This window comes from Halomonas sp. MMSF_3323 (genome assembly GCF_030733595.1).
GTDB classification, from domain to species: domain Bacteria; phylum Pseudomonadota; class Gammaproteobacteria; order Pseudomonadales; family Halomonadaceae; genus Halomonas; species Halomonas litopenaei.
Genome location: NZ_JASHIT010000032.1, coordinates 32650 through 56366 on the forward strand (window position 1 = coordinate 32650; position 23717 = coordinate 56366).

A 23717-nucleotide genomic window follows, 5' to 3' on the forward strand; every position below is an offset into this window, starting at 1 on the left:
GGCCGGCAACGTACACTCTTGGCTTCTTCATTCAACAGGATGGAAGATGGAAGGCGACGATAGCAGGGATCGCTTTTGGCGCAGGCTGGTGATTCCCATCCTGTGGCCGGTGGTAGCCGCCCAGGGGGTGCTGCTGGCGCTGTGTCTGGTGCTGGGCGCCTCGCTGCACTGGCTGATGCCCGCCGCCGCCGGCTGGAGCACCACCCTGTGGATCGTCATGGGGCTGCTGGTGGGCACCACGCTCAACATCCTCGTCTTCCTGGTGCTGCTCAAGCATCGCCTATCCCGCGCTCAGCGTGACTTCGACAGCCTGCTCGAACGGGTCGAGAGCCAGTTGTCGCCACAACTCGATGGCCGGCACGAAGCCCCCACGCCGGAAGACTCGCTGATGGAGCGAGTCAGGTGGCTGCTCGAGGCCATCGACGCTCGACCGAAGGCAGGCCAAAGACGGCGTGGCAGTCCGCCTGACGTCGAGAGCGGTGATGCGGTTTGGCTTGAAAGCCAGGGGGAAGTCAGAGCAGATATCGGAGTAGATAGCCGAGCAGAGAACACGCCGGATTCGCTCGGCGAGCCCAGCGACTGGGAGCACGAAAGCCGGCGCCTGGCCGCCGCGCTGTCCCGCGCCAGAGAAGAGTCGCGTCTGAAGTCGAGCTACCTGAGCCACGTCGGCAAGGCATTGGCACCCTTGATCGCCGAGCTCGATCAGCTGATCAACCGGGCCGGCGACGGCGCCGAGCCCGAGGCGTTACGCCGACTGAGCGATATTCGCCTGTTGCTCGACAACCTCGAGGACGGCACCGACACGGCGCCTGTGGCAGAGCCTTCCGAGTCATCGGCCGACGAAGCGACACCCAGGGTGCTGATCGTCGACGACGGTCCGGTCAACCTGATGCTGGCGCGGGAGGTTCTCGAGCGCCGAGGCGTCGAGGTGGTGACCGCGACCCGCGGAGAGGAAGCGTTGGAGCGGCTGGCGGCGGTTGCCGTCGATCTGGTGCTGATGGATATCGTGCTGCCGGATATCGACGGCGTCGAGACCTGCCGTCGTCTGCGCGCGATGGAGGCGGCGGATTCGGGCCGCCCGCGTGCGGTGGTGATCGCCCTGACCGCCAATGCCAGCGACCAGGACCAGGCGCGCTTTCAGCAGGCCGGCATGGACGCCTGGCTGGCCAAGCCCTATCGTCCCCAGGCGCTGCTCGAACTGCTCGATCACTGGTTGCCGCTGCCGACGAGGTCGGTCTGATGCTGGCGTCCCTGGTCTCCTATCTGGCGCTCGGCACCGCGGCGGGCTTCCTGGCCGGTCTCTACGGCGTGGGTGGCGGGCTGATCATCGTGCCCAGCCTGATGACGGTATTCGCGCTGCAACAGGTGTCCGGCGAGGTGGCCATGCACCTGGCGGTGGGGACCTCGCTTGCGACCATCGTGATCACCGGCGCCTCGTCCGCCTGGGGCCACTTTCGCCGCGGCAGCATTCGGCGTGACTGGCTGGTAGCGCTGCTGCCGGGGCTGGTGATGGGCGCCGTGCTCGGGGTGTTCGTCGCCGGCGCCCTGTCGGGTGGCCTGCTCGGCACGCTGTTCGGTGTCTTTCTGCTGCTGGTCGCCGCCAAGCTGGTGCTGGGGCGCTCGCCCAAGGCGGGGCGTCAGGCACCCGGGCGTGGCAGCATGGTCGTCGCCGGCGGTGTCATCGGTGGTGTCTCTGCCCTGTTCGGTATCGGTGGGGGGACACTGAGCGTTCCCTGGCTGATTCGCTGCGGTGCCAGCATGACCCAGGCGGTCGGTACCTCGGCGGCCTGCGGACTGCCCATCGCCCTGGTCGGTGCGGTGACCTTCATCGCCGTGGGCCTTGGTGATCCGCGACTGCCCGATGGCGCCTTCGGTTTTGTCATGCTGCCGGCGCTTTTGGGGATTGCCCTGACCAGCGTTCCCTGTGCGCGGCTTGGTGTGCGACTGGCGCATCGGTTGCCTGCTCGGGTGCTCAAGCTGTCGTTCGCGCTGTTGCTGACGGTGGTGGGGCTCGGCTTCCTGCTGTAGCGAACCGTCGCCGCCGCTTGCTGTCCTATTGCCGCTGTGGCGTTTTTCTGGCGGTCATCCGCTCGTATAGCGCTACGTTACTCTCTGGTCACCTCGGTCACTTTCAGGAAATCTACCGACTATGCTGTCTTATCCCCAGATCGATCCCGTTGCCATCTCGCTGGGTCCGCTCCAGGTCCACTGGTATGGACTGATGTACGTGGTGGGCTTTGTCGCTGCCTGGTGGTTGGGCTGTCGACGCGCCCACCGCATCGGCCTGACCCGGGACGACGTGGGCGACCTGCTGTTCTACGCCGCCCTCGGCGTGGTGCTCGGTGGACGCCTTGGTTACGCGCTGTTCTACGGGCTGGATCAGTGGCTCGCGGACCCGCTGTGGATCGTCAAGGTGTGGGACGGCGGCATGAGTTTCCATGGCGGCCTGCTCGGGGTGTTGCTGGCGGCCTTGCTGTTCGCCCGGCGCAAGCACCTGGCGTTCTTCACTCTGACCGACTTCGTCGCGCCGCTGGTGCCGATCGGCCTGGGGGCCGGGCGTATCGGCAACTTCATCAATCACGAGCTGCCGGGCCGCGTCACTGACCTTCCCTGGGGTATGCCGTTCCCTGGCTACGGCCCCGAGCCGCGTCATCCTTCCTCGCTGTACGAGGCGCTGCTCGAAGGCCTGGTACTGTTCGTGGTGCTGTGGTGGGTGTCGAGCACACCGCGACGTCGCGGCCTGGTCTCTGGTCTGTTCCTGTTGATCTACGGCTTGAGCCGTTTCGCCGTGGAGTTCGTGCGTCAGCCAGACCCGCAGCTTGGCTTCATTGCCCTGGGCTGGGTCACCATGGGCATGCTGCTTAGCCTGCCGATGATCCTGTTCGGCGTGCTGTTGGTGGCCTGGTCTCGCCGCCAGCCGGTGGATGCCAGTACCGCGCCTGCGGCCGGCTAGGCGCTGACGAGCCGCCGATGCATGATGCAGCCGCCTTGGCCGCGCCCGGTTGGACACGCCCAAGAGGCTGCGTCACGCAGACCGGGCCCCGGTGGCCGCGCCAAGCTGGCCGCGTCTGGCATCGAAGCATGCCGGGCAGTACAATTGCCGGTTTTTCTGGTTTCGAGAAACCGTCCCGAATCCGTCACGACCAAGCGAGTGAATCCCGATGCCTGTTGATAGCGCTGCCGAAGCCACCGACCTTCCCGCCCTGGAGCAGCCGTATCTGGATTTGATGCGCAAGGTGCTGGACGAAGGTATCGAGCGTGACGACCGCACCGGCGTGGGCACACGCTCGATCTTTGGTCATCAGATGCGCTTTGATCTGTCCCGTGGCTTTCCGCTGGTGACCACCAAGAAGCTGCATCTGCGTTCGATCATCCATGAGCTTCTGTGGTTTCTGAAGGGCGACACCAATATCGCCTACCTCAAGGAAAACGGCGTGCGTATCTGGGACGAATGGGCCGACGAGAACGGCGACCTCGGCCCTGTCTATGGCTACCAGTGGCGTAGCTGGCCGGATCCTCGCGGTGGCAGCGTCGATCAGATCGAGACACTGCTCGACCAGCTTGCCACCAACCCGCGCTCACGGCGGCTGATCGTGTCCGCCTGGAACCCGGCGCTGGTGGACGAGATGGCACTGCCTCCCTGTCACTGCCTGTTCCAGTTCTACGTGGCCGACGGCAAGCTGTCCTGCCAGCTCTATCAGCGCAGTGCCGACATCTTCCTTGGCGTTCCCTTCAATATCGCAAGCTACGCGCTGCTCACTCGGATGATCGCCCAGGTGGCGGGTCTTGCACCCGGTGATTTCGTTCACACCCTGGGGGATGCCCACCTTTATCTGAATCATCTCGAGCAGGCCGAGCTGCAGCTGAGTCGAACGCCCACCCGGGCGCCTCGCCTGGAGCTGGAGCCGTCGGTGGATAACCTGTTCGACTTCCGTTTCGAGCACATCAGCATCCACGATTATGAACCCCATCCCCATATCAAGGCCGAGGTAGCGGTATGAGCAGCGCCGACAATGCCCAGCACTCGAGCGAAGGCCAGGACCTGGCGAGGCTCGACACCTTCGTGCCGGTGGCGATGATCGCCGCCATGTCGCGTAACCGGGTCATCGGGGTCGACAACCAGCTGCCCTGGTACCTGCCGGAGGACCTCAAGTTCTTCAAGCGCATGACCCAGGCCAAGCCCCTGGTGATGGGACGCAAGACCTTCGAGTCCATCGGCCGTCCGCTGCCTAACCGGCTGAATATCGTGGTCACCCGTGACACCTCCTTTCATCACGACGGCGTCAGGGTCTGTCACGACCTGGCCAGCGCGATCGAACTGGCCGACCGTCAGGCCACCATCGAGGCCGCCGAAGAGATCATGGTCATGGGCGGGGCTCAGATCTACGCCCAGGCCATGCCGATCGCATCGCGGCTCTATCTCACCGAGGTGGATGTCGATATCGAAGGTGACGCCCACTTCCCGGCGCTTGAGGGCGACTGGCAGGAAGTCGCCAGCGAAGCCGGCTCGCCGAGCGAAGGCCAGCCCGCCTACCGCTTCGTTCGCTACGAGCGTTCAGCCGAGAGCTGAAGCGCCTATTGCGTGGTTGCGGATTTGCGGTAGTCGCCACGGGACGAAATTGGCGTCTTGCTGGTGACACAATGAGCGTCGCCGAGCGGCGACAATTGCGACATCGCAAGCCCTGGCACAGACTGTGGCGACAACCCTGACAACAGCGGGGCGTGACCGGAGTCACCCCTGCAACGCGGCATTTTGCTGAGCCTGGAGGAGTCGACGTGATCGAGACACACGCAGAACACCCGTTGGAGGCGCTCGAGCAACGCACGGCGACGCTATTGGACGGACTGCGTGAGGGGCGTCGGCGCGAGCGGCAGCTGTCCAGCGAGCACCAGCGTATGGCCGACGAGCGCCAGCGCTTGATGGAGGAGTGCGAACGGCTGGCGTCCGAACGAGAGCGGTTGAGCGCTGAGCTGAACGCCGAATTGACCGCCGCCCGAGAACGTCAGCGTGAGCTCGAGTCGCAACTTGGCAGCGCCGTCGAACGCAGCGGTCAGCTCGAGACGGAGCTTGAGGCACTGCGCGCCGAGCGCCAGGCGCTGTTTGAAGAAAACAGCGAACTGACCGAGGAAAATCGCGAACTCGATGAACAGAATCGTGAACTCGAGGCCCACAACGCCAGGCTGCGTGAGCGCGTCGAACATCCCGAAGCCGAGCCTCAGTCCCCCGCCTTTGTTCGTCCCAAGCGACGCGCCCAGGGCCTGGCTGCATTGATGCAGCATCGCCCGCGTCATGCCAGTGGTGATCAGTCAGCCGACGAGACAGACGATCGGACGACTGAACAAGCAGCCGACCAGGCGTCTGACCAGACAGCGGCTTCCACAGCCGGTGAGCAAGCCGAGCAAGCCGAGCAAGCCGACAAGACCTCCGCTGAGCACAGCGGTGAGCAAGCCCCTGTCCAGGCCGCTGACCAAGCCCCCGAGCAAACTCCTGACCAGGATGCTGGGCGAGTGGGCGGGCCTGCCGGCGAAGTCGCTCCGGCAACTATGGCGAGCGAGGCGTCCCCGGAACCGTCCACTGACGCGACGGTGTCATCCGACGCCTCTCGGTCGAAGCCAAGCCAACAAAGCCAAGGGGCGCCTTCCAGGAACGCTGACCTCCAGGGTGATACATCCGAAGCGACGGCCTCCGACGAGGCTGGCCGCCAGGGGGATCTGGCCATCGACAAGGCGCCGTCTCCCCAGGCGCTGTTGGGTGAGTGGTACCAGCGCTATGACAAGACCTTCTTCAAGGGCCACACCCGTCCCTTGAAGGTGGGCATCCACGAGGACCTGGCGGCCAGCGAGCCCTGGCCCGAGAAGCTGGTGCGGCGGGCCCTGGCCTGCTACGTCAACCTGCCGCGGTATCTCAAGTCGGTCAGGGAAGGCGCCGAGCGTATCGACCTCCAGGGCGCGCTGGTCGGGGCGGTCGATGCCCAGGCCGCCGAACACGCCAAGCGCAAGCTGGACCGCCTGCAGGCGGAGCAGCAAGGGCGCGGCAAGGTGTCGCAGCGGCGCAGCGGCCAGGGCCGGCGGCGCGCTGGCGCTGGCAAGGGCAAACAACCCCAGGGGGCATCAAATGCCGACCCGCAGCCCCATCGGGAAGTCGAGAGTGAACAGAGCAGCCGCACGGCGATGTCACAGGGGCGTCCCCCGCATCTCCACCAGCCGCAGAACGAGTCCAGGCACCAGCCTCATGGCCACGACAGCGAGGAATCGCGTCTGCAGCGCAAACTCGACGCCCTGATGGCCCGCCACAATAGTAGTCACTGACCGCGCTCCCTGGGTGTGGTCGTTGTCTGGGCGCTTTATGCATGGTCCTCATATGCGGTCATCAATTGTGCGGTCCTTATGGGCCGCCGCCGCCGTTGACGACTGTCGACAGTGTTCAACCCAGCTGACTTGAAAGCGTCACATCAGCGGGGCATGATGTAGTCGCTATGCCCGGCGCAGCATTCTATGCAGAATCGGTACGAGGTTAGCGAACAATGTTCGTTAAGTCGGTTTTCCGGTTCCAGCGCTGGCGGCGCCTTCGCAGGGATCGGTGTCGAATCGAGGGGCAGCGGGAACGAAAACAGTGTTTTTTTCTTGTTGCGCTCCTGAGAATCCCGGTATATGGTTGCCCTTGCGAGCATTGGACTATAACAAGGCTTCGCCGCTGTCAGGCTCGCTGCCTCGGTTCCCTGCCAGGAACCACAAGGCCAGAAAAACGAGCCGGCAATGACCGGCAAGCCAAGGCTGCCAAGCGCAGCAACGATCGAAACAGCAAGCTAGTCAAAAGGAACTCAGCAATGAAAAAGACACTGTTAGCGACTGCCATCGCCGGTGCTGCCGCCTTTACCGCTGCAGGCGCCCAGGCTGCCACCGTCTACAACCAGGACGGCACCAAACTCGACATCTACGGCAACGTCCAGATTGTCTACGCCGGGGTGAAGGACGAAGACGGTCACTCCCGTGACGAGATTGCCGACAACGGTTCTACCTTCGGCTTCGCCGCTGAGCACGTCATCTACAACGGTCTGATCGGCTACGCCAAGATCGAAATCGACGACTTCAAGGCCGACGAAATGAAGGTCGCTGGTCGTGATGCAGGCGACACCGCCTACATCGGCCTGAAGGGCAACTTCGGTGACGCGCGCATCGGTTCCTATGACTCCCTGCTGGACGACTGGATCCAGGATCCGATCTCCAACAACGAATACTTCGACGTCTCCGACTCCAACACCTTCAAGGGTGCTCCGGGTGAAGACGCCGATGACGCCAGCGTTGTTGCCGGCGATCCCGAAGGCGACAAGATCACCTACACCTCTCCGGTCTGGGGCGGCTTCCAGTTCGCTCTGGGTACCCAGTACAAGGGTGACGCCGAGAACGAAAACCTGACCGACGGTGGCGAAGCCTCCATCTTCGGTGGTCTGAAGTACACCATCGGCGGCTTCTCTGTCGCCGGTGTCTACGACGACCTGGGCATCTACGACATCGAAGACCAGTCTGTCAGCTACCTGTCCACTGACGTGGCTGCTGACGGCACCGTCACCACCACTCAGAACAACGTCACCATCGATGACGAAGATCTGGGTGATCAGTACGGTGTCACCATGCAGTACCAGTGGGACAGCCTGCGCGTCGCCGTCAAGTACGAGCGCTTCGAGTCTGACAACGACTTCCTGAAGGACGCTGACTACTACGCCATCGGTGCCCGTTACGGCTACCTGAACGGCATGGGTGACATCTACGGTTCCTACCAGTACATCGACCTCGGCGGCAGCGGCTTCAGCGACTTCGACAGCGCCAACGATGACGAGAACGACGACGACAACTTCAACGAAGTGGTTGCCGGTGTGACCTACAACATCTCCGACGCCATGTACACCTACGTGGAAGGCGCCGTGCGTGACCGTGACAACGACCAGGGTGACGGCTACGCCGTGGGTCTGACCTACCTGTTCTAATCCGACAGGTTTGACCCCCTAGCGTTGGAACGCTATAAACGAAAGCCGATCCTCCGGGATCGGCTTTTTTTCTGCTCTCAATCGGCAAGCATGTGAGGATCCATGAAAGACGTCACCCTACCCGCGGCGCTGCTGGCGCTTGGTGTTGCCCTTGCAGGTACCACCGTACAGGCTTCTGACAGTGCCATGACCGAGCGCTTCCGTGAGGAGAACCGCCAGCTCGATCTGACCGGCTTCTTCAAGCCGGAGAGTGACGCCCGCAGCCAGAGCTTCATGTTCGGGTCCCCCCATGCCCATGACTTCGAGGTAGAGGAAGAAGGGGTCTATCGTTTCGAGAGCCGTGTCAGCGCAGGCTATGAAGACAGCTACCAGATCGATGCGGTGCTGATGGACGATGCCGGCAATGTGATCGCTCGGGGCGAGGGCTACGGCCAGGACGGCGGTCTCCAGTTGGAGAGTCGCCTGACGCCTGGCATGTACGAGCTGCAGGTCAAGGGCACCCGCTTTGGCCGACGCGGCCGCGCCGGCGACGGCTACAGCATCGCCGTGGTGGGTCTCGATGATCGCGGTAATCGTATCGAGGTGGATGATGGCACGGGTCTGCAGTTCGTGGGCTCGGATCGTGACGGAAGCCAGAGCGCCTTTGTTACCAGTCGTGACGCAGTGGTCACCCTGGGTAGTCAATCCGGTGCCTCCGGGGCCGCCGCGACTCAGTCTGCCGCAGCCCAGTCCTCCAGCGCAGCAGCGACTTCTGCGTCTGCCTCCTCCGCAGCGGCAGCAGGCGAAGTGGCCTCAAGCGCAGGTGCCTCGGCGGCCACCACGGCGTCCACGGCCGGGGTGGCGGGTTCCTCCTCGGCGGCCGGTGCCACAGCAGGTGCAGCCGCCGGCGCAGGCGCGGCAGCCAGCGTCAGCGGTAGTGCAGCGCGCAGCGATAACCCGGATGAGCGTCAGGTGCAGAGCGTCAAGACCGACGTCAAGATTCGCGCTCGTGGTGAGGTACTGAGCTTCAACGTGGCCGAGCCGAGCAGCGTGCGTATCACCACCTCGACCTTCCCGCCGGGCGACGAAGACACCTATCGCCTGACCATGGAGGTGGCCGATTCCTCCGGGCGTATCGTCGCCGAGGGCGAAGGCCAGGGCTTCAACGGCAACGTCGATCTGACCACCCAGCTGGACCCGGGCATGTACCATATCCGGGTCGCCGGTCAGAAGTTCGGCAACGCCCAGGACGGCCCCAACAACTACGAGCTCAAGGTCGTGCTCGACAACTGATATCGCGAGCGACGTATCGTCGCGAGTGGTGACAACAGGACGGGCCCTTCGGGGCCCGTTTTTTGTGCAAGACGTTGGTCTCTGGCCGGTGGGGTCGCCCGACAAGCCGAACGATGCCACCACGGTGGACACAAAAAAATACCCCCGCCTTTAGGCGGGGGCATGGGGACGTGCTGTGACGGGATTGGTCAGCGGGTGGCACTTCTCGCCTGGTGGCAAGATGGGTCAGTCACCGATTCTGGCGATGGCCTCACGCACACCGGCAGCGTACTCCGGGTGGCACTTCTCGAAGTGGCCGAGCTGACGCTCCTTGATAAAGTCCGGGACACCCTGCATATGCCGGGCGATATTGCCGAACAGTCGCTCCCGCTGCTCCGGGCTCATCAATTCGAACAGGGCGCGAGGCTGTGCGTAGTCGTCATTGCCTTCGCGGTGGTCGTAGCGCCAGGCGTCGCCTTCCAGCGGCAGCGGCGGTTCCACTACGCTCGGGTCCTCGGTCGGTCCATCGAAGGAGTTGGGCTCGTAGTAGGCGTCGCCGTTTTGCTCTCCGTTGGCGAAGAAGCGCATCGGGCCGTCCTTGTGGTAGTGGTGGACCGGACACTTCGGCTGGTTGACCGGCAGCGCCTCGTAGTGGGTGCCGAGGCGGTAGCGGTGGGCGTCGGCGTAAGAGAACACCCGTGCCTGCAGCATCTTGTCCGGCGAGAAGCCGATGCCCGGCACCTTGTTGGACGGTGAGAAGGCAGCCTGCTCGATCTCGGCAAAGTAGTTGTCGGCGTTGCGGTTGAGCTCGAAGTAGCCGACCTCGATCAGCGGGTAGTCGCCATGGGGCCACACCTTGGTCAGGTCGAAGGGATTGAACGGCGCCTGCCTGGCCTGTTCCTCGGTCATCACCTGGATAAAGAAGTTCCAGCGCGGGTAGTCGCCGTTTTCCAGGGCGTTGTAGAGGTCTTCCTGGGTGGTCTCGCGGCTCTTGCCCACCACCTGTTCGGCCTCGGCATCGGTAAAGTGCTTGTGACCCTGGGCGGTGCGGAAGTGGAACTTGCACCACACGCGCTGGTTGTCGGCGTTGATCAATGAGTAGGTGTGGGAACCGTAGCCATTGATGTGACGAACGTCGGTGGGCAGGCCACGGTCCGACATCAGCATGGTCACCTGATGCAGTGACTCTGGCGACAGCGACCAGAAGTCCCAGGCCGCGGTGGCCGAGCGCATGTTGGTGCGCGGGTGGCGCTTCTGGGTATGGATGAAGTCCGGGAACTTGGACGGATCACGGATAAAGAACACCGGCGTATTGTTGCCGACCACATCCCAGTTGCCTTCCTCGGTGTAGAACTTCAGGGCGAAGCCGCGCACGTCACGCTCGGCGTCCGCCGCACCCTGTTCGCCGGCCACGGTGGAGAAGCGGGCCAGCATCGGCGTCTGGCTACCCGGGGTGAAGACCTTGGCCTTGGAGTAGCGGGTGATGTCCTGGGTGATGGTCAGGGTGCCGTGGGCGCCCCAGCCCTTGGCGTGGACGGTGCGCTCGGGGATGCGCTCGCGGTTCTGGTGAGCGAGTTTCTCGAGAAGCTGGTAGTCCTCGAGCAGCAGAGGTCCACGGGGGCCCGCACTCAGGCTGTTCTGGTTGTCACCGATGGGGGCACCGGCGCTGGTGGTCATTGTCTTGCGGGTCATGTGGCGTCTCCTGCTCTTGGTCTGGTCCGATATAAGGTATAGACCGCTGTCGACGAAGAACAATCGAACCTTTCTATTTCGTTTATAGGAAATGGATGTTTAGCGTTACTATTTATGCTATTCACGATGCATGTAACGTATTTCGCACCACCGCCACCGGCGGTTCGACCCTGAAGGAAAGCCTTCGTGCCCAAGCTGTGCAGATTTGTCGCTTCGCTCTCGCTGCAACTGAGAATGATGACTGGCCTGGCGATGACCTGGGTTGTCGTGGTGACGATCCTGCTGGCGTGGGGCTGGTACACCGGCAAGGACCTGGTGCGTGAGGTGAACTTTTCTCACCTGCGTTACGAGACGCATCTAATCGCCGATGAGGTGACCGAAGAGATCGAGACACGCCTGGCGATGCTTGAGCGGGTGGCGTCCAGGCACCCGAGTGGCGCGTTGCTCGACCCCGGCGGTGGGGTGTTGAAGGAAAACAGCGTATTGCTCGAGCTGTTCGACGGCCTGGTGGTATTCGACGGCGACGGCAGGGTGGTCACCGATTGGCCGGTGACACCGGGGCGCGAAGGGCTCGATATCAGCGATCGCGAGTACTTCAGTTTTTTGCGCGAGGTCGGGCGGCCCTACGTCAGTGACCCCATCTATGGGCGTATTACCGGGCTTCCGCTGGTGCTGTTACTGGTGCCGCTGAAGGGCGACGATGGTCGCTTCATGGGGGCTTTGGGAGGCGTAGTCGAAGTTCACTCGGGCGGTATCTTCCGACGCTTGAGCCGGGTCCGGCTGGGTAACGAAGGCTACGCAGCCGTGTTCAGCGCCTCAGGGCAGGTGCTCTATCACCCTGACCGCCAGCGCGTGATGGGGACGCTGGGAGACCTCTCCCACAACCCGGCCCTGGACCTGGCCCTCGATGGCTGGGAGGGCGAGCGTTTTGGACCTACGGTAAATGGCGAAATGACCTTTCAGGCATACCGGCAGGTGTGGCCGGCGGACTGGATCGTCGGCGTGTTCTTGCCGGAAGGCCAGGTATTGGCGCCCTTGTGGGGCTTGCTGAAACGCCTCAGCTGGGTCGGGGTGGGTATCGCGCTATTGCTGCTGCCACTTCTTGGCTGGATGGTATGGCTGCTGCTGCGGCCGCTTTACCAGTTGCAGTCGCAGATCGCCCAGGTAGGCAAGGGGCTGCGTGGTCGCGTCGTGCTGGGTACCGAGATGAAGGAATTGACCCAGGTGGCCGAGGCTTTCAATGCCGTGGAGGTCGAGCGAGAACGGGCGCTGAATGATTTGCGCGGACGTCAGGCGTTCCTCGACAGCGTGCTGGCGTCCTCGCCGGTGGGCATGTTCGTGACCGACACCCAGGGTCGCATCACCTACATGAATGACGCCCTGGCCCAGTTGACCGGTCGTACCATGAAAGGGCAGGACCGCTATGGTTGGGTCCAGGCGATCCATGCCGAGGATCGCGATGCGGCGATCGAGCTGTGGCGCTACAGCATGGCCTCAGGGAAGGACTTTCTGCGTCAATACCGCTACTGGCGGGCCGATGGCGAGCTTCTATGGCTGGAGGTTCACGCCAGCCAGGTCGCCATCGATACCGAGGTGATTGGCTTCGTCGGTACCGTCAAGGACATCACCGCCCGTCGTCAGCAGGAGGCAATACGTCAGTGGGAGGCCGAACACGATCCCCTTACCGGCCTCTTGAACCGACGAGGCTTCGAGCGTCGCCTCGAAGAGGCCATGGCGGACTGGCGCAAGATGGCCAAGCCCTCCGTTCTGATGCTGTTCGACCTGGATCGGTTCAAGCCGATCAACGATGAGGGTGGCCACCCGCTCGGTGACGAGATGCTGCGTCGCATCGCTCGGGAAGTCGGCCGCTGTGTTCGTAGCAGCGATCACGTGGCTCGCCCGGGCGGCGATGAATTCGCGGTGCTGCTGCCAAGTTGTACGCTGGCCCAGGCGCAACGTATCGGCGAAGACATCCTGACAGCGATCAATGACACCTGTGTGGTCCACGAGGGGCGTGAATACCATGTCACCACGAGCCTCGGCATCACCGAGTTTCGTGAAGGCGATGCCGATATTCACACTCCCATCGAACGTGCTGATGCGGCCAGCTATGCGGCCAAGCGCCAGGGGCGCAATCGCCTGGTGGTGGACGAGAGCGAGGCGTAAGGCCGGCCGCACCGACGACACCACCGACGTCCCCACCGCCAACTTTCAGTCTGTCGCATCAGCGCCTGGGCGTCGTCGGTCGACGACCGATGACCCCCAGGCACTTTTTCATCCAGGCCGAAGGGGGCAGGGCATCTTCAGGGATGCTATTGATTGCCGCGTAGCTGGCGCTCCAGCTGTCCCAGCCGTGGGTCGTCCGGGCGCAGTCGGCGCAACTCGGCCAGGGCCGACAGCGCCTGGGGGATGCGCCCGCTGGTGGCGTTGACGTAGACCAGGGCGTAGAGCAGGTCGGGATCACCGGGTGCCTGCCGGCGTCCCTGCTCGAGCGCCGCCAGGGCCTCGTCCTTGCGTCCCAGGCGGTCCAGCATCAGTCCGCGGTTGTAGTGGGTGCGGGCGTGGTCCGGGCGCCATTCGGCGGCCTTCTCAAGCCAGGACAGGGCCTCTTCCATCCCACCCTCCTCCTGCATCCCTCCATCCTCTGCCAGCGACAGCGCCAGCAGGTAGGCCAGGTGGCCTCGATCCGGCGCGGGCATGCCATCGAGGGCGATGCCGTCCTTCAGCAGTGCTCGGGCGTCCTGTTGGCGGCCTTCGGCGCTGAGCTGGGTGACCAGGTTGGCGCGGGCCGGCAGGAAGTAGGGGTCCATCGCCAGCGCCGCACGATACTGTCGCTCGGCTTCGTCCTCGCGTCCGGTGCGCGCCAGCAGTACCGCCAGGTTGAGGCGGTTGCCGGGCAGGTCGGCGTTCTGCTCCAGGCGCCGCTCGTAGTCGCGACGTGCCTCCAGAAAGGCTGCACGACGCTCTTGTGGCATGACCATCAACGAGGTGCCGGCCAGCGCCTTGACCGCCTCGTCGCGGACCGCCAGGCGTTCGTCATCGATCAGTGGAAGCAGCAGCTCGACCCTGGCGCCTTCGGGGGCCTGGGCGAATACTGGCGCTGCGGCGGCGCGGACCAGTGGGGACTCGTCTTGCAGCGCCTGCTCAAGCGTCGGCAGGGCGTCGCCGGCAAAGGGGGTGAGCTCGTCCACCGCGGTGGCGCGCACGATGTCAGGAGTATCGTCATCATCGATCAGCGCCTTGAGGTAGTCCGGCGCTTCAGGGCGGCCCTGGCGGGCCGACTGAAGCGCCACACCGTAGTGGGAACGACTGGCGCTGCGGCTGTCGTCACCGAACCACTCACGAATCTGCGCCGCGGCGTCGGCGGGCGACAGGTCCTGGTGGCAGCCGGTGCAGGCGTCGGGGCTACCGGTGGCCTCGGCGAGATCCGGGCGGGGCACCCGGAAGCTGTGGTCGCGACGCGGGTCCACCACCATGTAGGTGGTCTCGGGCATATGGCAGCTCACGCACTGGGCGCCTTCGCTGCCGGGGGTATGGTGATGGTGCTCGGGACTGTCGTAGTTGTTGCGCTGCATGGTCGGGAAACGCGGCGGAGGCGCCGGGTTGTGGCACTGCAGGCACAGGCCGTTGCCCTCGATCTTTACCTCGCTGGTATGCGGGTCATGACAGTCCACGCAGCCGACACCCTGCTGGTACATGCGGCTCTGGGTGAACGAGCCATAGACGTAGACCTCGCCCTGTATCTGGCCGTCGGCGTGGTACATGCCCTCGCCCAACAGGCTCGGCAGGGCGGCATCGGTCAGCGGAGCACCATGCACCGGGCCCGCGCCCAGCATCTGGCGACGACTGTGGCAGCGAGCGCACTGCTCGACCAGCTCGGGGGCGTCCATTTCGGCGAGATCGAGGGCAAGGCCCATATCGCCGCTTGAGGCGGGAGAGGATTCGGGAGCGTCTTCGTCGGCCTGCCACTGGGCCGCCCAGTCCAGGTGATCCTGGGCGGGGCCGTGGCAACTCTGGCAGCCGACACTCTGCTCGTGCCAAGTGGTGGCGAAGCTGTCGCTTTCAAGATCGTAGTGCTTCTCGAGGTTGGTCGAGTGGCAGTCGGCGCACATGGCGTTCCAGTTCTGGTAGCGCCCGCGCCAGTGCAGGGGGTCATCGGGGGTAAACGCCTGGCCCGGGTAGAGCGAGAACCAGCGCTGTCCACCTTCGTCGGCGGGGCGCGAGTCCCAGGCGATGGTCAAACTCTGCAGTCGTCCCCCTGGCTGCTCCACCAGATACTGCTGCAGCGGGCGTACGCCGAAGGTGTGGCGGATCTCGAAGGTCTCGGCGGGATCCTGCGGTCCTTCCAGGGTCGCCAGGAAGGTATCGCCTCGGCGGTGAAAGCGTGCCTTGACCTCGCCATCCTCGAAGCTGGCTTCGTCGAAGTCGCCCAGTACGTTGTCGGGGGTGGCGTCGCGCAGCGCCCAGGCGTGGTCGGAATCCTGCCATGCCTGGGTCTCGGCCTCGTGACAGGAGGCGCAGCTTCCTTCGGGGGCGTAGCCCTTGGCTTCGGTGGCCGTCGTCGGGGGCGTTCCCTGAGGCGTCTGGGCAATGCTCTCCGGTGCGGCCAGCAACCCCGCCATCAGGGCCATGGCAAGCGCTGGTGCCGATACCATCGAAAGCGCTGGTGTCAGCGTCGTCGAAAGCGCTGGTGCGGGCCCTGTGGACTCGACGCTCGGAAGGAGCGTCGCAAGTCGAGCACGCAGGCATCGAAGAAAGGATAAACGGCCAGGTTCACGCATTACGTCGGGTCACTTGTGCAGTCGGGTTCAACGCCGTCAGGCGGTCGTGGGCAAGCTGTCGGTTTGCAGGGCGCGATGATGCAAGCTCTCGTGCACTTGGCAGGGCCTGTGCCAGGCGTTGCCAGAGGGATTCTTTATTGTCTATGCCATCGCCGCCGCCATCCCCATCGCCGCCGCCATCGCCACCAGTATCGCGAAAACCTGCCGCTGGCTTGGCGATCTCGCGGTCGGGACCGAGGCAGGCGCGACACAGGGCGTCGAGTTGGTTGGCAAAGCGGGCGCGCGCCTCGCTATTGCTGTCCAGATGGGGTTCCAGGGCCTCCCAGTGTCGGCGCACCGCGACCAGGTCGCGGGCATCGAGGGATCGCTTCAGACGCTGAAGCCCGGCCACGCCGCTGGCCTCGCGACGCTGGCGCTGTTGTTGCTGGTGATATTGCCAATGCGCACGCACCTTGGCACCGATGGCAAGGCGCCGCCACAGCCAGGTGGCGAGCGACACCAGCAGCACCAGTCCCAGCAGCCAGGGCAAGACGCCGAGAACGAGGCGGGCCCAGTCCTCTGCGCTGCGTGCGGCGCGGGGTGCCGAGACGCTGACCTCGATTGGCGCAAGCTCGGCCTGCTCCAGGCTGTCGCTTTCGGGATCGTACCAGCGCAGCGAGACTCCGGGCAGAGAACTCTTGCCGCCAGTTTCGGCCACATAGGTCACCCGGTCGGTACGGGTGCCGCCATCGCTGGACTCTTCAAGGCGTGGTGTCTCGGGATAGACCCCGAGCGGGGCCATCGCTGTCTCGTCGCCTGCCTCCTTGGCCGTTGCAGATAGCAGGTCGGGCAGCAGCAGGGCGCTGCCGCCGCTCAGTCGCGCGGTGACCGTGCGGGTGACGCTGTCGCCGGCCTCGAGCTCGATGGGGCCGCTGTCGCCGTCGGCATCGTCTTGCTCCGGTGACTGTCGGTCGTCGCCCGCGTTTTCGGTGTCGTCAGCATCACCATCGTCTCCCTTCTGGCCCTGCGCCTGCTCACCGTTCTCTCCGTTCTCTCCGCTCTTGCCGCTCTTGCCGTTCTCTCCGTGCTTGCCCGCTCGCACGATCTCGAGCGTCTGGGTCAGCTCGATGTCGCGGGCCGACAGATAGGGCTCGAGTCCCTCGGCGGCCTCGGGCAGCTGGGCCGTCAGGGTCACCGGTGGCAGGGTGAGGCGTTGCTGGGTCGGGGAGTTGTCCTCGGGAGAGGCATAGGTGACCTCGAGGCTGCCGCTGCCCAGTTCGAAGCGTCCGGCGGACAGTGGCGTCAGGCGATAGCGGCGCGAGACACCGGACCAGGTCTTTCCATCGACGCGCTGGCTGGTCGGGGTGGTGGCGCGATCGCCCAGGGTCACCCTGAGCCCCGGCTGGTCCAGGCTCGGAAAGGTCACCGGCTCAGGCATCCAGGTGGGTACCAGCACCTGGACACGCAGCTCGGCGCTGTCGCCGGGCGCCAGCTCCTGCGGCTCGAGCTCGACCGTGAGCCGGACCGGGGACGAGCTGGTATCCGCCGCTGTCGCTGCGGCCGAGCAAAGCGTCGACGTCAGCGCCAGCGACGACAGCAGCAACGACAGCAGCATGAGCCCCGCCAGACGCGGCGCACTCTTGCCAGGGCGCGAGGCGCGGCTGACTCGACGTGGGTTCATGGCGCCGTCTCCCTGTCGTTGTCGCTATCACTATCAGAGCTAGCGGGAGCCTGCGCCTCGATGGCGAAGCGCTGGCGCAGGAAGTCGCTGGTATCGGTGTCCAGGGTCTCGATCCACTGCTCGGCGGTGATCTGCTGGCCAGGTTCCTCCACCGGCTGTTCGGTGTCCTCACCCCGGGCCTCTTCATTGTCGAATACCACGTCGTCGGCGCCGATGCCGAGCTCCTCGCCGGTATCGGACTGCTCACGGGTGTCCTCGACGTAAGCGAGAATCTCCCTGGCCAGTTCCAGGTTGCGTTGACCTTCGGGATAGTCGGGGTCGCGCGCGAGCACCGTCTCGAAGGCGTCGATGGCGGGGCGGTACTGACGATTCTTGATCAGCGCCAGCCCCTGGGTGAAGGCGGCATCGGCGCTGTCGAGCCGGTCGAGCACCTCGACCGCCGCCTGGTACTGGCCATCGCGGTAGAGCGCATAGCCGAGCCAGGCCGGATCCTTGAAGTGGCGGGCCGCACGGCCGTAGTCGTTGCGTTCGGCCCACCATCGGCCCTGCTGATCCGGCGTCAGAAAGGCGTCCGCGAGGCCCTGGGTCAGCCTTCCCGCCAGGCTGGTGTCGAGGGTCTCGGTGGCCCGGGACGCCTCCTGGGCCAGGGCCGGCGTGACGGGCCCGGCCCACAGCACCGGCAGCAGCGCCAGGCCGGACAGGCCGAGCTGCCAGCCGCGGCGAAAGCCCAGTAGAGCGAGCAGTGCCGCCGGCCAGGCCAGCCATACGCCGCGATCCTCCCAGGCCAGGCGGTCGTCATCGCGTAGCGCCTGCTGGTAGGTGGCGGCCAGACGGCGGGTGATCTCGTCCACGTCGGCGTCGTCAACGCTCAGCCCCACGCGGGTCGCGCCTGCCACCGACGCCGTGCTTGTCCCGGAGCTTCCGGGAGCGTTCATGTCCAGCACCAGCAGGGTGTCATCCTCGCCGAGACCGGCCGTGACGGAACCCTGGGCGGTGACGCCGTCGCTCACCAGCAGTACCGCGCCGGGAAGCCCTGCGTTGTCGCGTCGAGCCCCGTCGAGCACGCTGGCGGCAAGCGCCAGCGCTTGCCCGGCGGCGTCGCCCTCTTCCGGCATGACGTCGCTGGAAAGCCCCTCGAGGTAGGGCGTGACCAGCGCCGGGTCGTCGGTCAGCGGCACCACCTGGTGGGCACTGCCGGCGTAGGCGATCAAGGCGGTACGGGCGCCGTCGCGACGCTCGAGCAGGGTCTGGATCTTGTGCTTGGCGCGCTCCATGCGGCTTGGTGGCACGTCGCTCTGGTCCATGCTGGCGCTGACCTCCAGCACCACCACCAGCGGGGCGCTCTGGGCGATCAGCGGGTTGGGCATGCGCGTCCAGGCGGGACCGGCAACGCCCAGGATCAGCAGGATGGCCAGCAGCGCCAGGGTGTCCAGCGGCCGCAGTCGGCGGCGGTCGTGCCCATCGGCACGCAGGGCAGATGCCAGGTGGGGGGCAAAATGGTCACCGCCGATGTCCGCCGAGGGGATCCGTCGGCGCCACCACCACAGCACCACCACCAGCGGCAGCAGCAGGCACCATAGTGGACGCAGCAGGTGCAGCGCGGAGAGACCGTCGAGCCACTCGCTCATGGCGTGCCCTCCTGCGTGTTGTCACCGCGGCTGGTATCAGGGTGTTCGGCGACGTCTGTCCGGGCATCTGCCTTCCCGCCAGAGGGAGCGCCAGCCGTTCGCGAGCGGACCAACTGCCGGCGATCGAGCGCCAGGGTCAGCAGCACCAGCGCTGCCGCCAACGCTAGCGGCCAGTGACTCAGCGAGCGGTGCTCGCGATAGCTGTGTGTGGCGACCTCACGCGGTGCCAGTTCATCGATCCGCGCGTAGATGGCGGCAAGCGCCTGCTGGTCGGTGGCGGTGAAGAAGGCGCCGTCGGTGGTCTCGGCGATGGCCTCGAGGGTTTCGCTATCGACGCGGTTTTCGCCGCTGCCCTGGGGGTCACCCATGGCGATGGTGATCACCCGCACATCGCGCTCGGCGGCGATGGAGGCGGCGTTGATGGGGCTCATGCGGCTGCCGGTGTCGGCGCCGTCGGACAGCAGGATCAACAGCCGCTGTTCCACGTCGCTTGCCTCGAACTGGCGGATGGCCAGACCCATGGCGTCACCCAGCGCGGTATGCGGGCCGGCCATGCCGACCTCGGTCTGGTCGAGCAGCGTGGTCAGCGTCTTGAGGTCCTCGGTCAGCGGCGCCTGGACGTAGGCCCGCGAGCCAAACACGATCAGCGCCAGACGCTCGCCCTCGCGATCGGCGACGAAGTCGGCGATGACCTCCTTGACCGCCGCCAGGCGCTGGCGGGGCTCACCCTCGGCATCGATCAGGTCGGACTCATCCATGCTGCCGGAGATGTCCACCGCCAGGATCAGGTCGCGGGCGGCGCTCTGCCAGACGATGGGTTCGCTGAGTTTCTCCGGACGGGCCAGGGCCAGCACGATCAGTCCCCACACCAGCGGCTGTGTCAGCCGAGCCAGCGGCGAGCGCTGGCGGCCGCGCGGAACCGAGACACCGGCGGCCTCCACCAGTCGCTGAAAGAACGGCAGGCGCAGCGCTGCCAGCCGTTGGCGGTGGGCTGGCAGCAGCCAGTAGGCCAGTAACGGCAGCGGCAGCAGGGCCAGCGCCCAGGGCGTCGCCAGTTCGATCATGACGCCGACTCCTGGGGAATATCGCGACGGTGGTGGCGGATCCAGCGTCGGCTCAGTGCCACGAGTTCCGCCGATGGGGGATTGGTGCCGTCTGTCGGGGTGGCCCGGTAGGGCGCCGTGGACAGCTCCTGGCCCAGCGGGCCGTCGAAATGCGGGGTGCGTCTGTCGCCCAGGCTTGCATCGAGAAAGCGCCACCAGCGCTGGCCGGTCAGGCCGGCGACACGCTCTCGCGGATAGGCAGAGAGGGCGGTCCGCCTGAGGATCTCCGCCAGGGCGATCGCTCCTTCGTCATCCAGGCGCTGGCCGAGCTCGATCAGGGCGGCGCGGCGATAGGCATCGGCACGCCAGCGCAGATACCGACGGATGCCCCATAGCGCCAATAGCGCCACTATCACGACGGCCAGCAGCGACCAGCCCCAGGTCTGGGGTATCCAGGGGATCGCAGGGGGAACCGGTGCCTCGGACAGCTGATCGATCAGGTCGGGCAACATCACGATATCGTCGTTGCTCGCAGCGGTACTCATCGCGGCCCCCCTGTCGCCGGGTCATCGCCAGCGTCTGAACCAGCAGCACCCTCGGACGGCAGCCCCAGTAAGGTACGCAGCTGGGGCAGGGTGGGGGAGCCCGCAGACAGCGACGCCAGGCCTACGCCAAGCTGTCGTGACCAGCGCTCAAGCTGCTGGCGGCGCTCCCTGGCCACGCTTTCCAACGCCCGGCGCTGATCGGCGTCGGAGGTATCAAAGCGGGCGTGGCGTTGACCGTCGGTGGCCACGCAGGCGAGGTCGTCAGGCAAGCGCTCGGACAAGGGGTCGCTGACCGCCACCAGCATCAGGTCATTGTGGCGGCGGATGGCGCCGAGCAGTGCTTCGGTGCGCGGGCCCGGAACGTCGAAATCGCTGAGCAGGATGATCAGGTGGTCACGGCTGGCCAGGCGTGCCACCGACGTCAGTACCTGATCCAGCGAGGTCGGCGCGGGTGCCTTGCGCTGTGGATGCAAGGCCTGGTTGGCCTGGGCCAGGGCGCTCAGGTAGCGCATCAGCTGGGCCCGGGAGCGACGCGGTCGGAACTCTTCGACGGCCTCGTCGCTGACCACGATGCCGCCCACCCGGTCGCCCTGCTCCAGCACAGCGAAGCCCAGCAGCGCGGCGGCTTCGGCGGCGGTGACCGACTTCATGGCGTGGCGGCTGCCGAAGAACATCGACATGCGCTGGTCGACCACCAACAGGGCGGGGCGATCGCGCTCTTCGGTGAACACCCGTACATGGGGAGTGCCGGTGCGCGCGGTGACCCGCCAGTCGATGTTGCGCACGTCGTCCGATGGCTGATAGTCGCGTAGTTCAAGGAAGTCCAGGCCGCGCCCCCGGAGGTGCGAGCCATGGCGGCCATTGAGCACGCTGCGAGCCGGCTGGCGCGGCAGCAGTCGCAGGCGGCGGCCCTGGGGTTCCAGGGCCGTCAGCTGGGCCAGGTCCAGGTGCACGCGCGGATCCAGCGTGGTTCGCTCCGTGGAGCCGGGCACCGTCCGGGAAGCCGGGTGTCTGGCGAATGGCAGGCGCATCGATACCTCTTGTCCAGGGATCCGTCCCTTGCCGGGGCGAGGCTCACGCCGTGGCGAAGTCTGGCGGCTAGAAGGCGTGTACGGACCGGGTCCAGGCCTCAGGGGAGCGCCACGCAGCCAAGCAGGGTGGCGACCGCGTCGTCGGCGCTGAAGCCCTGGCCCTGGGCCTCGAAGCTCAGCCCGATGCGGTGGCGCAGCACCTCCGGAGCCACCTGCTGGACGTCCACCGGATCCACGTAGTCGCGGCCTTCGAGCCAGGCGTGGGCGCGGGCGCAACGGTCGAGCGCCAGCGAGGCGCGCGGGCTGGCGCCGAGTTCGATGTAGCGGGCCAGGTCGTCGCTGAAGTCCGCCGGGTGACGGGTGGCGTCCACCAGCGTGGCCATGTACTGCTCCATCGGCTCGGCCACGTGCAGGGCGGCGATCTCGCGGCGGGCGGCGAAGATCGCCTCCTGGGCCAGGGCCACGGGGACCTGAGCAGGAGCGTCGCCGGCGGCCGGGCTTGCCTCGCGATTGTTGGCCTGCTCTTCCTGACGCACCAGGCGAATCACCTGAACCTCTTCCTCGCGGCTGGGGTAGTCGACCCGCACATGCATCATGAAGCGGTCCATCTGCGCCTCGGGCAGCGGGTAGGTGCCTTCCTGCTCGATCGGGTTCTGGGTGGCCAGCACCATGAACAGCGCCGGCATCTTGTGGGTCGTGCCGCCCACCGTGACCTGGCGCTCCTCCATGGCCTCGAGCAGGGCCGACTGCACCTTGGCCGGGGCGCGGTTGATCTCGTCGGCCAGCACCAGATTGGCGAACAGCGGGCCCGGGTGAAAGCGGAATACCGCGCCTTCCTCGCCCTGATGATAGACCTCGCTGCCGGTCACGTCGGAAGGCAGCAGGTCGGGCGTGAACTGGATACGACTGAAGTCGGCCTCCAGGTGGCGCGCCATGGCCTTGACCGCGCGGGTCTTGGCCAGTCCCGGCAGGCCTTCGATCAGCAGGTTGCCGCCGGCCAGCAGGCCGATCACCAGCCGCCGAATGACGTCGCGCTGGCCGATGATCGACTCGCCGATGGCGGCCTCGAGTCCCTTGATGTCGTCGTTGAGGCTCATGGTTTCTCCGGGTAAAGGCGTTGCCAGTCGCGGGCCATGTCGATCAACTGCCAGTCGCGCGCTTCAGCCTGTTCCAGGCCATCGGCCAGGCGTCCGATATGGCTGTCGCTGTCGTAGGCGACCTCGCGCTCGCCATCGGTGTGGTGAACCAGCCCGCCAAGGCGCGGGCCTTCGCCCTCGGTGGTCCAGATCAGCATCGGCACGTCGCCGTCTGAGTTGCCCACGGCGAGAATCGGGCGCTGGCCCAGATGGCGGTTGATCGATATCACCTTGCCGGGGCCGTCATCGAGCCAGATGTCGCCGCCGCGCTTGTAGAGCTGCGGATCGTCCTCGAGATCGACCAGTTCCATCTCGCCGGTACTGCCGATGATGTTCTGGGGCGGCACGCCATAGACGTCGCTGGCGAAGACGCGCATGAACTCGAGCCCGCCACCGGAGACGATGTAGGTCGAGAAGCCGTGGTCGCGCAGGTAGCCGAGCAGTTCGAGCATCGGCTGGTAGACCATGTCGGTGTAGAAGCGGCCGGTCGCGGGGTGGGTGGCGTTGGCCAGCCAGTCGCTCACGTCCTGCTGGAAGTCACTCAGCGACAGGTCCTGGTGGGACAGCGACAGCAGCGCCTGGATGCCTTCCTCGCCGGCCTCCAGCAGGGTGTCGATGTCACCTTCGGCGGCGGCCTTCTTGAGCGGCGTGTCGAGCGCCTCGGGGTCGGCCTCGCTGGCGCGGTCCAGGGCGTAGAGCAACTGGGTGTAGGCGGGCTGCTCACTCCACAGAGTGCCATCGTTGTCGAACACCGCGATGCGTCGCTCCTGTGGCACGAAGTCTTCGCTGTCCGGATCGCTGGTGGACTCGACAAAGTCGACGATGGTGCTCTTGCTGTGACCGGCATTCCAGGAGGGCAGCGGGTCGGCCAGTGCCATCGCAGGAAGCAGAGACAGCAGTACCGCGGGCAGCAGCGTTGCCAGTGACTGTCGTTGGAGGATGCTCGGATTAGGGGGATTCATGCA

Annotated in this window: 18 protein-coding genes; 9 read left to right on the forward strand and 9 right to left on the reverse strand. The window is 65.7% G+C overall.

Annotation, left to right across the window (positions count from 1 at the left end; translation table 11 throughout):
• The first annotated feature begins 46 nt into the window (after nucleotides 1-46).
• The 8 genes from RBB39_RS16075 (at nucleotide 47) to RBB39_RS16110 (ending at nucleotide 9257) form a co-directional block, all read left to right on the forward strand.
• Complete coding sequence (locus RBB39_RS16075; RefSeq protein ID WP_045994146.1) at nucleotides 47-1240, forward strand: response regulator; 1194 nt, start codon at nucleotides 47-49, stop codon at nucleotides 1238-1240.
• Nucleotides 1240-2028: a sulfite exporter TauE/SafE family protein gene (locus RBB39_RS16080; RefSeq protein ID WP_045994147.1), complete on the forward strand. Its 789-nt coding sequence runs from the start codon at nucleotides 1240-1242 to the stop codon at nucleotides 2026-2028. The genes RBB39_RS16075 and RBB39_RS16080 overlap by 1 nt, the downstream gene beginning before the upstream one ends.
• A 121-nt stretch (nucleotides 2029-2149) precedes the next feature.
• Nucleotides 2150-2953: a prolipoprotein diacylglyceryl transferase gene (lgt, locus tag RBB39_RS16085; protein ID WP_045994148.1), complete on the forward strand. Its 804-nt coding sequence runs from the start codon at nucleotides 2150-2152 to the stop codon at nucleotides 2951-2953.
• Nucleotides 2954-3161: 208 nt separating this feature from the next.
• Entirely contained in the window at nucleotides 3162-4001 is an 840-nt protein-coding gene (locus RBB39_RS16090) for a thymidylate synthase (RefSeq protein ID WP_045994149.1), read from the forward strand.
• Nucleotides 3998-4570: a dihydrofolate reductase gene (locus RBB39_RS16095; RefSeq protein WP_045994150.1), complete on the forward strand. Its 573-nt coding sequence runs from the start codon at nucleotides 3998-4000 to the stop codon at nucleotides 4568-4570. The genes RBB39_RS16090 and RBB39_RS16095 overlap by 4 nt, the downstream gene beginning before the upstream one ends.
• 206 nt (nucleotides 4571-4776) lie before the next feature.
• Nucleotides 4777-6309, forward strand: coding sequence for a ProQ/FINO family protein (locus RBB39_RS16100; protein ID WP_052704467.1), 1533 nt, complete (start codon nucleotides 4777-4779; stop codon nucleotides 6307-6309).
• A 518-nt stretch (nucleotides 6310-6827) separates the two neighbouring features.
• On the forward strand, nucleotides 6828-7985 hold the full coding sequence (locus RBB39_RS16105) for a porin (protein ID WP_045994152.1): 1158 nt from the start codon (nucleotides 6828-6830) through the stop codon (nucleotides 7983-7985).
• Nucleotides 7986-8087: 102 nt separating this feature from the next.
• Nucleotides 8088-9257 carry a hypothetical protein gene (locus RBB39_RS16110; protein ID WP_045994153.1) on the forward strand — a complete coding sequence of 390 codons (1170 nt, stop codon included), beginning with the start codon at nucleotides 8088-8090 and terminating at the stop codon, nucleotides 9255-9257.
• A gap of 225 nt (nucleotides 9258-9482) precedes the next feature.
• Here the strand turns inward: RBB39_RS16110 and RBB39_RS16115 are convergent, their stop codons facing one another.
• Entirely contained in the window at nucleotides 9483-10928 is a 1446-nt protein-coding gene (locus RBB39_RS16115) for a catalase (RefSeq protein ID WP_045994154.1), read from the reverse strand.
• A 186-nt stretch (nucleotides 10929-11114) separates the two neighbouring features.
• On the opposite strand from RBB39_RS16115, the gene RBB39_RS16120 reads away from it, so the two are divergent.
• Complete coding sequence (locus tag RBB39_RS16120) at nucleotides 11115-13094, forward strand: diguanylate cyclase domain-containing protein (RefSeq protein ID WP_311767521.1); 1980 nt, start codon at nucleotides 11115-11117, stop codon at nucleotides 13092-13094.
• Between the two features lie 146 nt (nucleotides 13095-13240).
• Here the strand turns inward: RBB39_RS16120 and RBB39_RS16125 are convergent, their stop codons facing one another.
• The 8 genes from RBB39_RS16125 to RBB39_RS16160 all read right to left on the reverse strand — a co-directional run bounded on the left by RBB39_RS16125 (nucleotide 13241) and on the right by RBB39_RS16160 (nucleotide 23714).
• Entirely contained in the window at nucleotides 13241-15583 is a 2343-nt protein-coding gene (locus RBB39_RS16125; RefSeq protein WP_306169184.1) for a tetratricopeptide repeat protein, read from the reverse strand.
• 118 nt (nucleotides 15584-15701) lie between these two features.
• A complete protein-coding gene (locus RBB39_RS16130) occupies nucleotides 15702-17369 on the reverse strand; it encodes a hypothetical protein (protein WP_306169185.1) in 1668 nt (555 codons plus the stop codon).
• Nucleotides 17366-18997, reverse strand: a complete 1632-nt coding sequence (locus tag RBB39_RS16135) for a VWA domain-containing protein (protein WP_306169186.1) — start codon at nucleotides 18995-18997, stop codon at nucleotides 17366-17368. Before RBB39_RS16135 ends, RBB39_RS16130 begins: the two co-directional genes overlap by 4 nt.
• Nucleotides 18994-20061 carry a VWA domain-containing protein gene (locus RBB39_RS16140; protein WP_306169187.1) on the reverse strand — a complete coding sequence of 356 codons (1068 nt, stop codon included), beginning with the start codon at nucleotides 20059-20061 and terminating at the stop codon, nucleotides 18994-18996. Before RBB39_RS16140 ends, RBB39_RS16135 begins: the two co-directional genes overlap by 4 nt.
• Nucleotides 20058-20585 (reverse strand): DUF4381 domain-containing protein, encoded by a 528-nt coding sequence (locus tag RBB39_RS16145; protein ID WP_306169188.1) that lies wholly within the window; start codon nucleotides 20583-20585, stop codon nucleotides 20058-20060. Before RBB39_RS16145 ends, RBB39_RS16140 begins: the two co-directional genes overlap by 4 nt.
• On the reverse strand, nucleotides 20582-21616 hold the full coding sequence (locus RBB39_RS16150; RefSeq protein WP_108131417.1) for a DUF58 domain-containing protein: 1035 nt from the start codon (nucleotides 21614-21616) through the stop codon (nucleotides 20582-20584). The genes RBB39_RS16145 and RBB39_RS16150 overlap by 4 nt, the downstream gene beginning before the upstream one ends.
• A gap of 98 nt (nucleotides 21617-21714) precedes the next feature.
• Nucleotides 21715-22713 carry a MoxR family ATPase gene (locus tag RBB39_RS16155; protein WP_108131418.1) on the reverse strand — a complete coding sequence of 333 codons (999 nt, stop codon included), beginning with the start codon at nucleotides 22711-22713 and terminating at the stop codon, nucleotides 21715-21717.
• Complete coding sequence (locus RBB39_RS16160; protein WP_045994160.1) at nucleotides 22710-23714, reverse strand: HAD family phosphatase; 1005 nt, start codon at nucleotides 23712-23714, stop codon at nucleotides 22710-22712. The genes RBB39_RS16155 and RBB39_RS16160 overlap by 4 nt, the downstream gene beginning before the upstream one ends.
• Between the last annotated feature and the right edge of the window lie 3 nt (nucleotides 23715-23717).

Coding starts and splice junctions, on each gene's coding strand:
- RBB39_RS16145 (WP_306169188.1), bottom strand. CDS start 20,585: ATGAGTACCGCTGCGAGCAACGACGATATCGTGATGTTGCCCGACCTG.
- RBB39_RS16140 (WP_306169187.1), bottom strand. CDS start 20,061: ATGATCGAACTGGCGACGCCCTGGGCGCTGGCCCTGCTGCCGCTGCCG.
- RBB39_RS16160 (WP_045994160.1), bottom strand. CDS start 23,714: ATGAATCCCCCTAATCCGAGCATCCTCCAACGACAGTCACTGGCAACG.
- RBB39_RS16130 (WP_306169185.1), bottom strand. CDS start 17,369: ATGAACCCACGTCGAGTCAGCCGCGCCTCGCGCCCTGGCAAGAGTGCG.
- RBB39_RS16080 (WP_045994147.1), top strand. CDS start 1,240: ATGCTGGCGTCCCTGGTCTCCTATCTGGCGCTCGGCACCGCGGCGGGC.
- RBB39_RS16090 (WP_045994149.1), top strand. CDS start 3,162: ATGCCTGTTGATAGCGCTGCCGAAGCCACCGACCTTCCCGCCCTGGAG.
- RBB39_RS16110 (WP_045994153.1), top strand. CDS start 8,088: ATGAAAGACGTCACCCTACCCGCGGCGCTGCTGGCGCTTGGTGTTGCC.
- RBB39_RS16155 (WP_108131418.1), bottom strand. CDS start 22,713: ATGAGCCTCAACGACGACATCAAGGGACTCGAGGCCGCCATCGGCGAG.
- RBB39_RS16115 (WP_045994154.1), bottom strand. CDS start 10,928: ATGACCCGCAAGACAATGACCACCAGCGCCGGTGCCCCCATCGGTGAC.
- RBB39_RS16075 (WP_045994146.1), top strand. CDS start 47: ATGGAAGGCGACGATAGCAGGGATCGCTTTTGGCGCAGGCTGGTGATT.
- RBB39_RS16150 (WP_108131417.1), bottom strand. CDS start 21,616: ATGCGCCTGCCATTCGCCAGACACCCGGCTTCCCGGACGGTGCCCGGC.
- RBB39_RS16105 (WP_045994152.1), top strand. CDS start 6,828: ATGAAAAAGACACTGTTAGCGACTGCCATCGCCGGTGCTGCCGCCTTT.
- RBB39_RS16135 (WP_306169186.1), bottom strand. CDS start 18,997: ATGAGCGAGTGGCTCGACGGTCTCTCCGCGCTGCACCTGCTGCGTCCA.
- lgt (WP_045994148.1), top strand. CDS start 2,150: ATGCTGTCTTATCCCCAGATCGATCCCGTTGCCATCTCGCTGGGTCCG.
- RBB39_RS16095 (WP_045994150.1), top strand. CDS start 3,998: ATGAGCAGCGCCGACAATGCCCAGCACTCGAGCGAAGGCCAGGACCTG.
- RBB39_RS16125 (WP_306169184.1), bottom strand. CDS start 15,583: ATGGTATCGGCACCAGCGCTTGCCATGGCCCTGATGGCGGGGTTGCTG.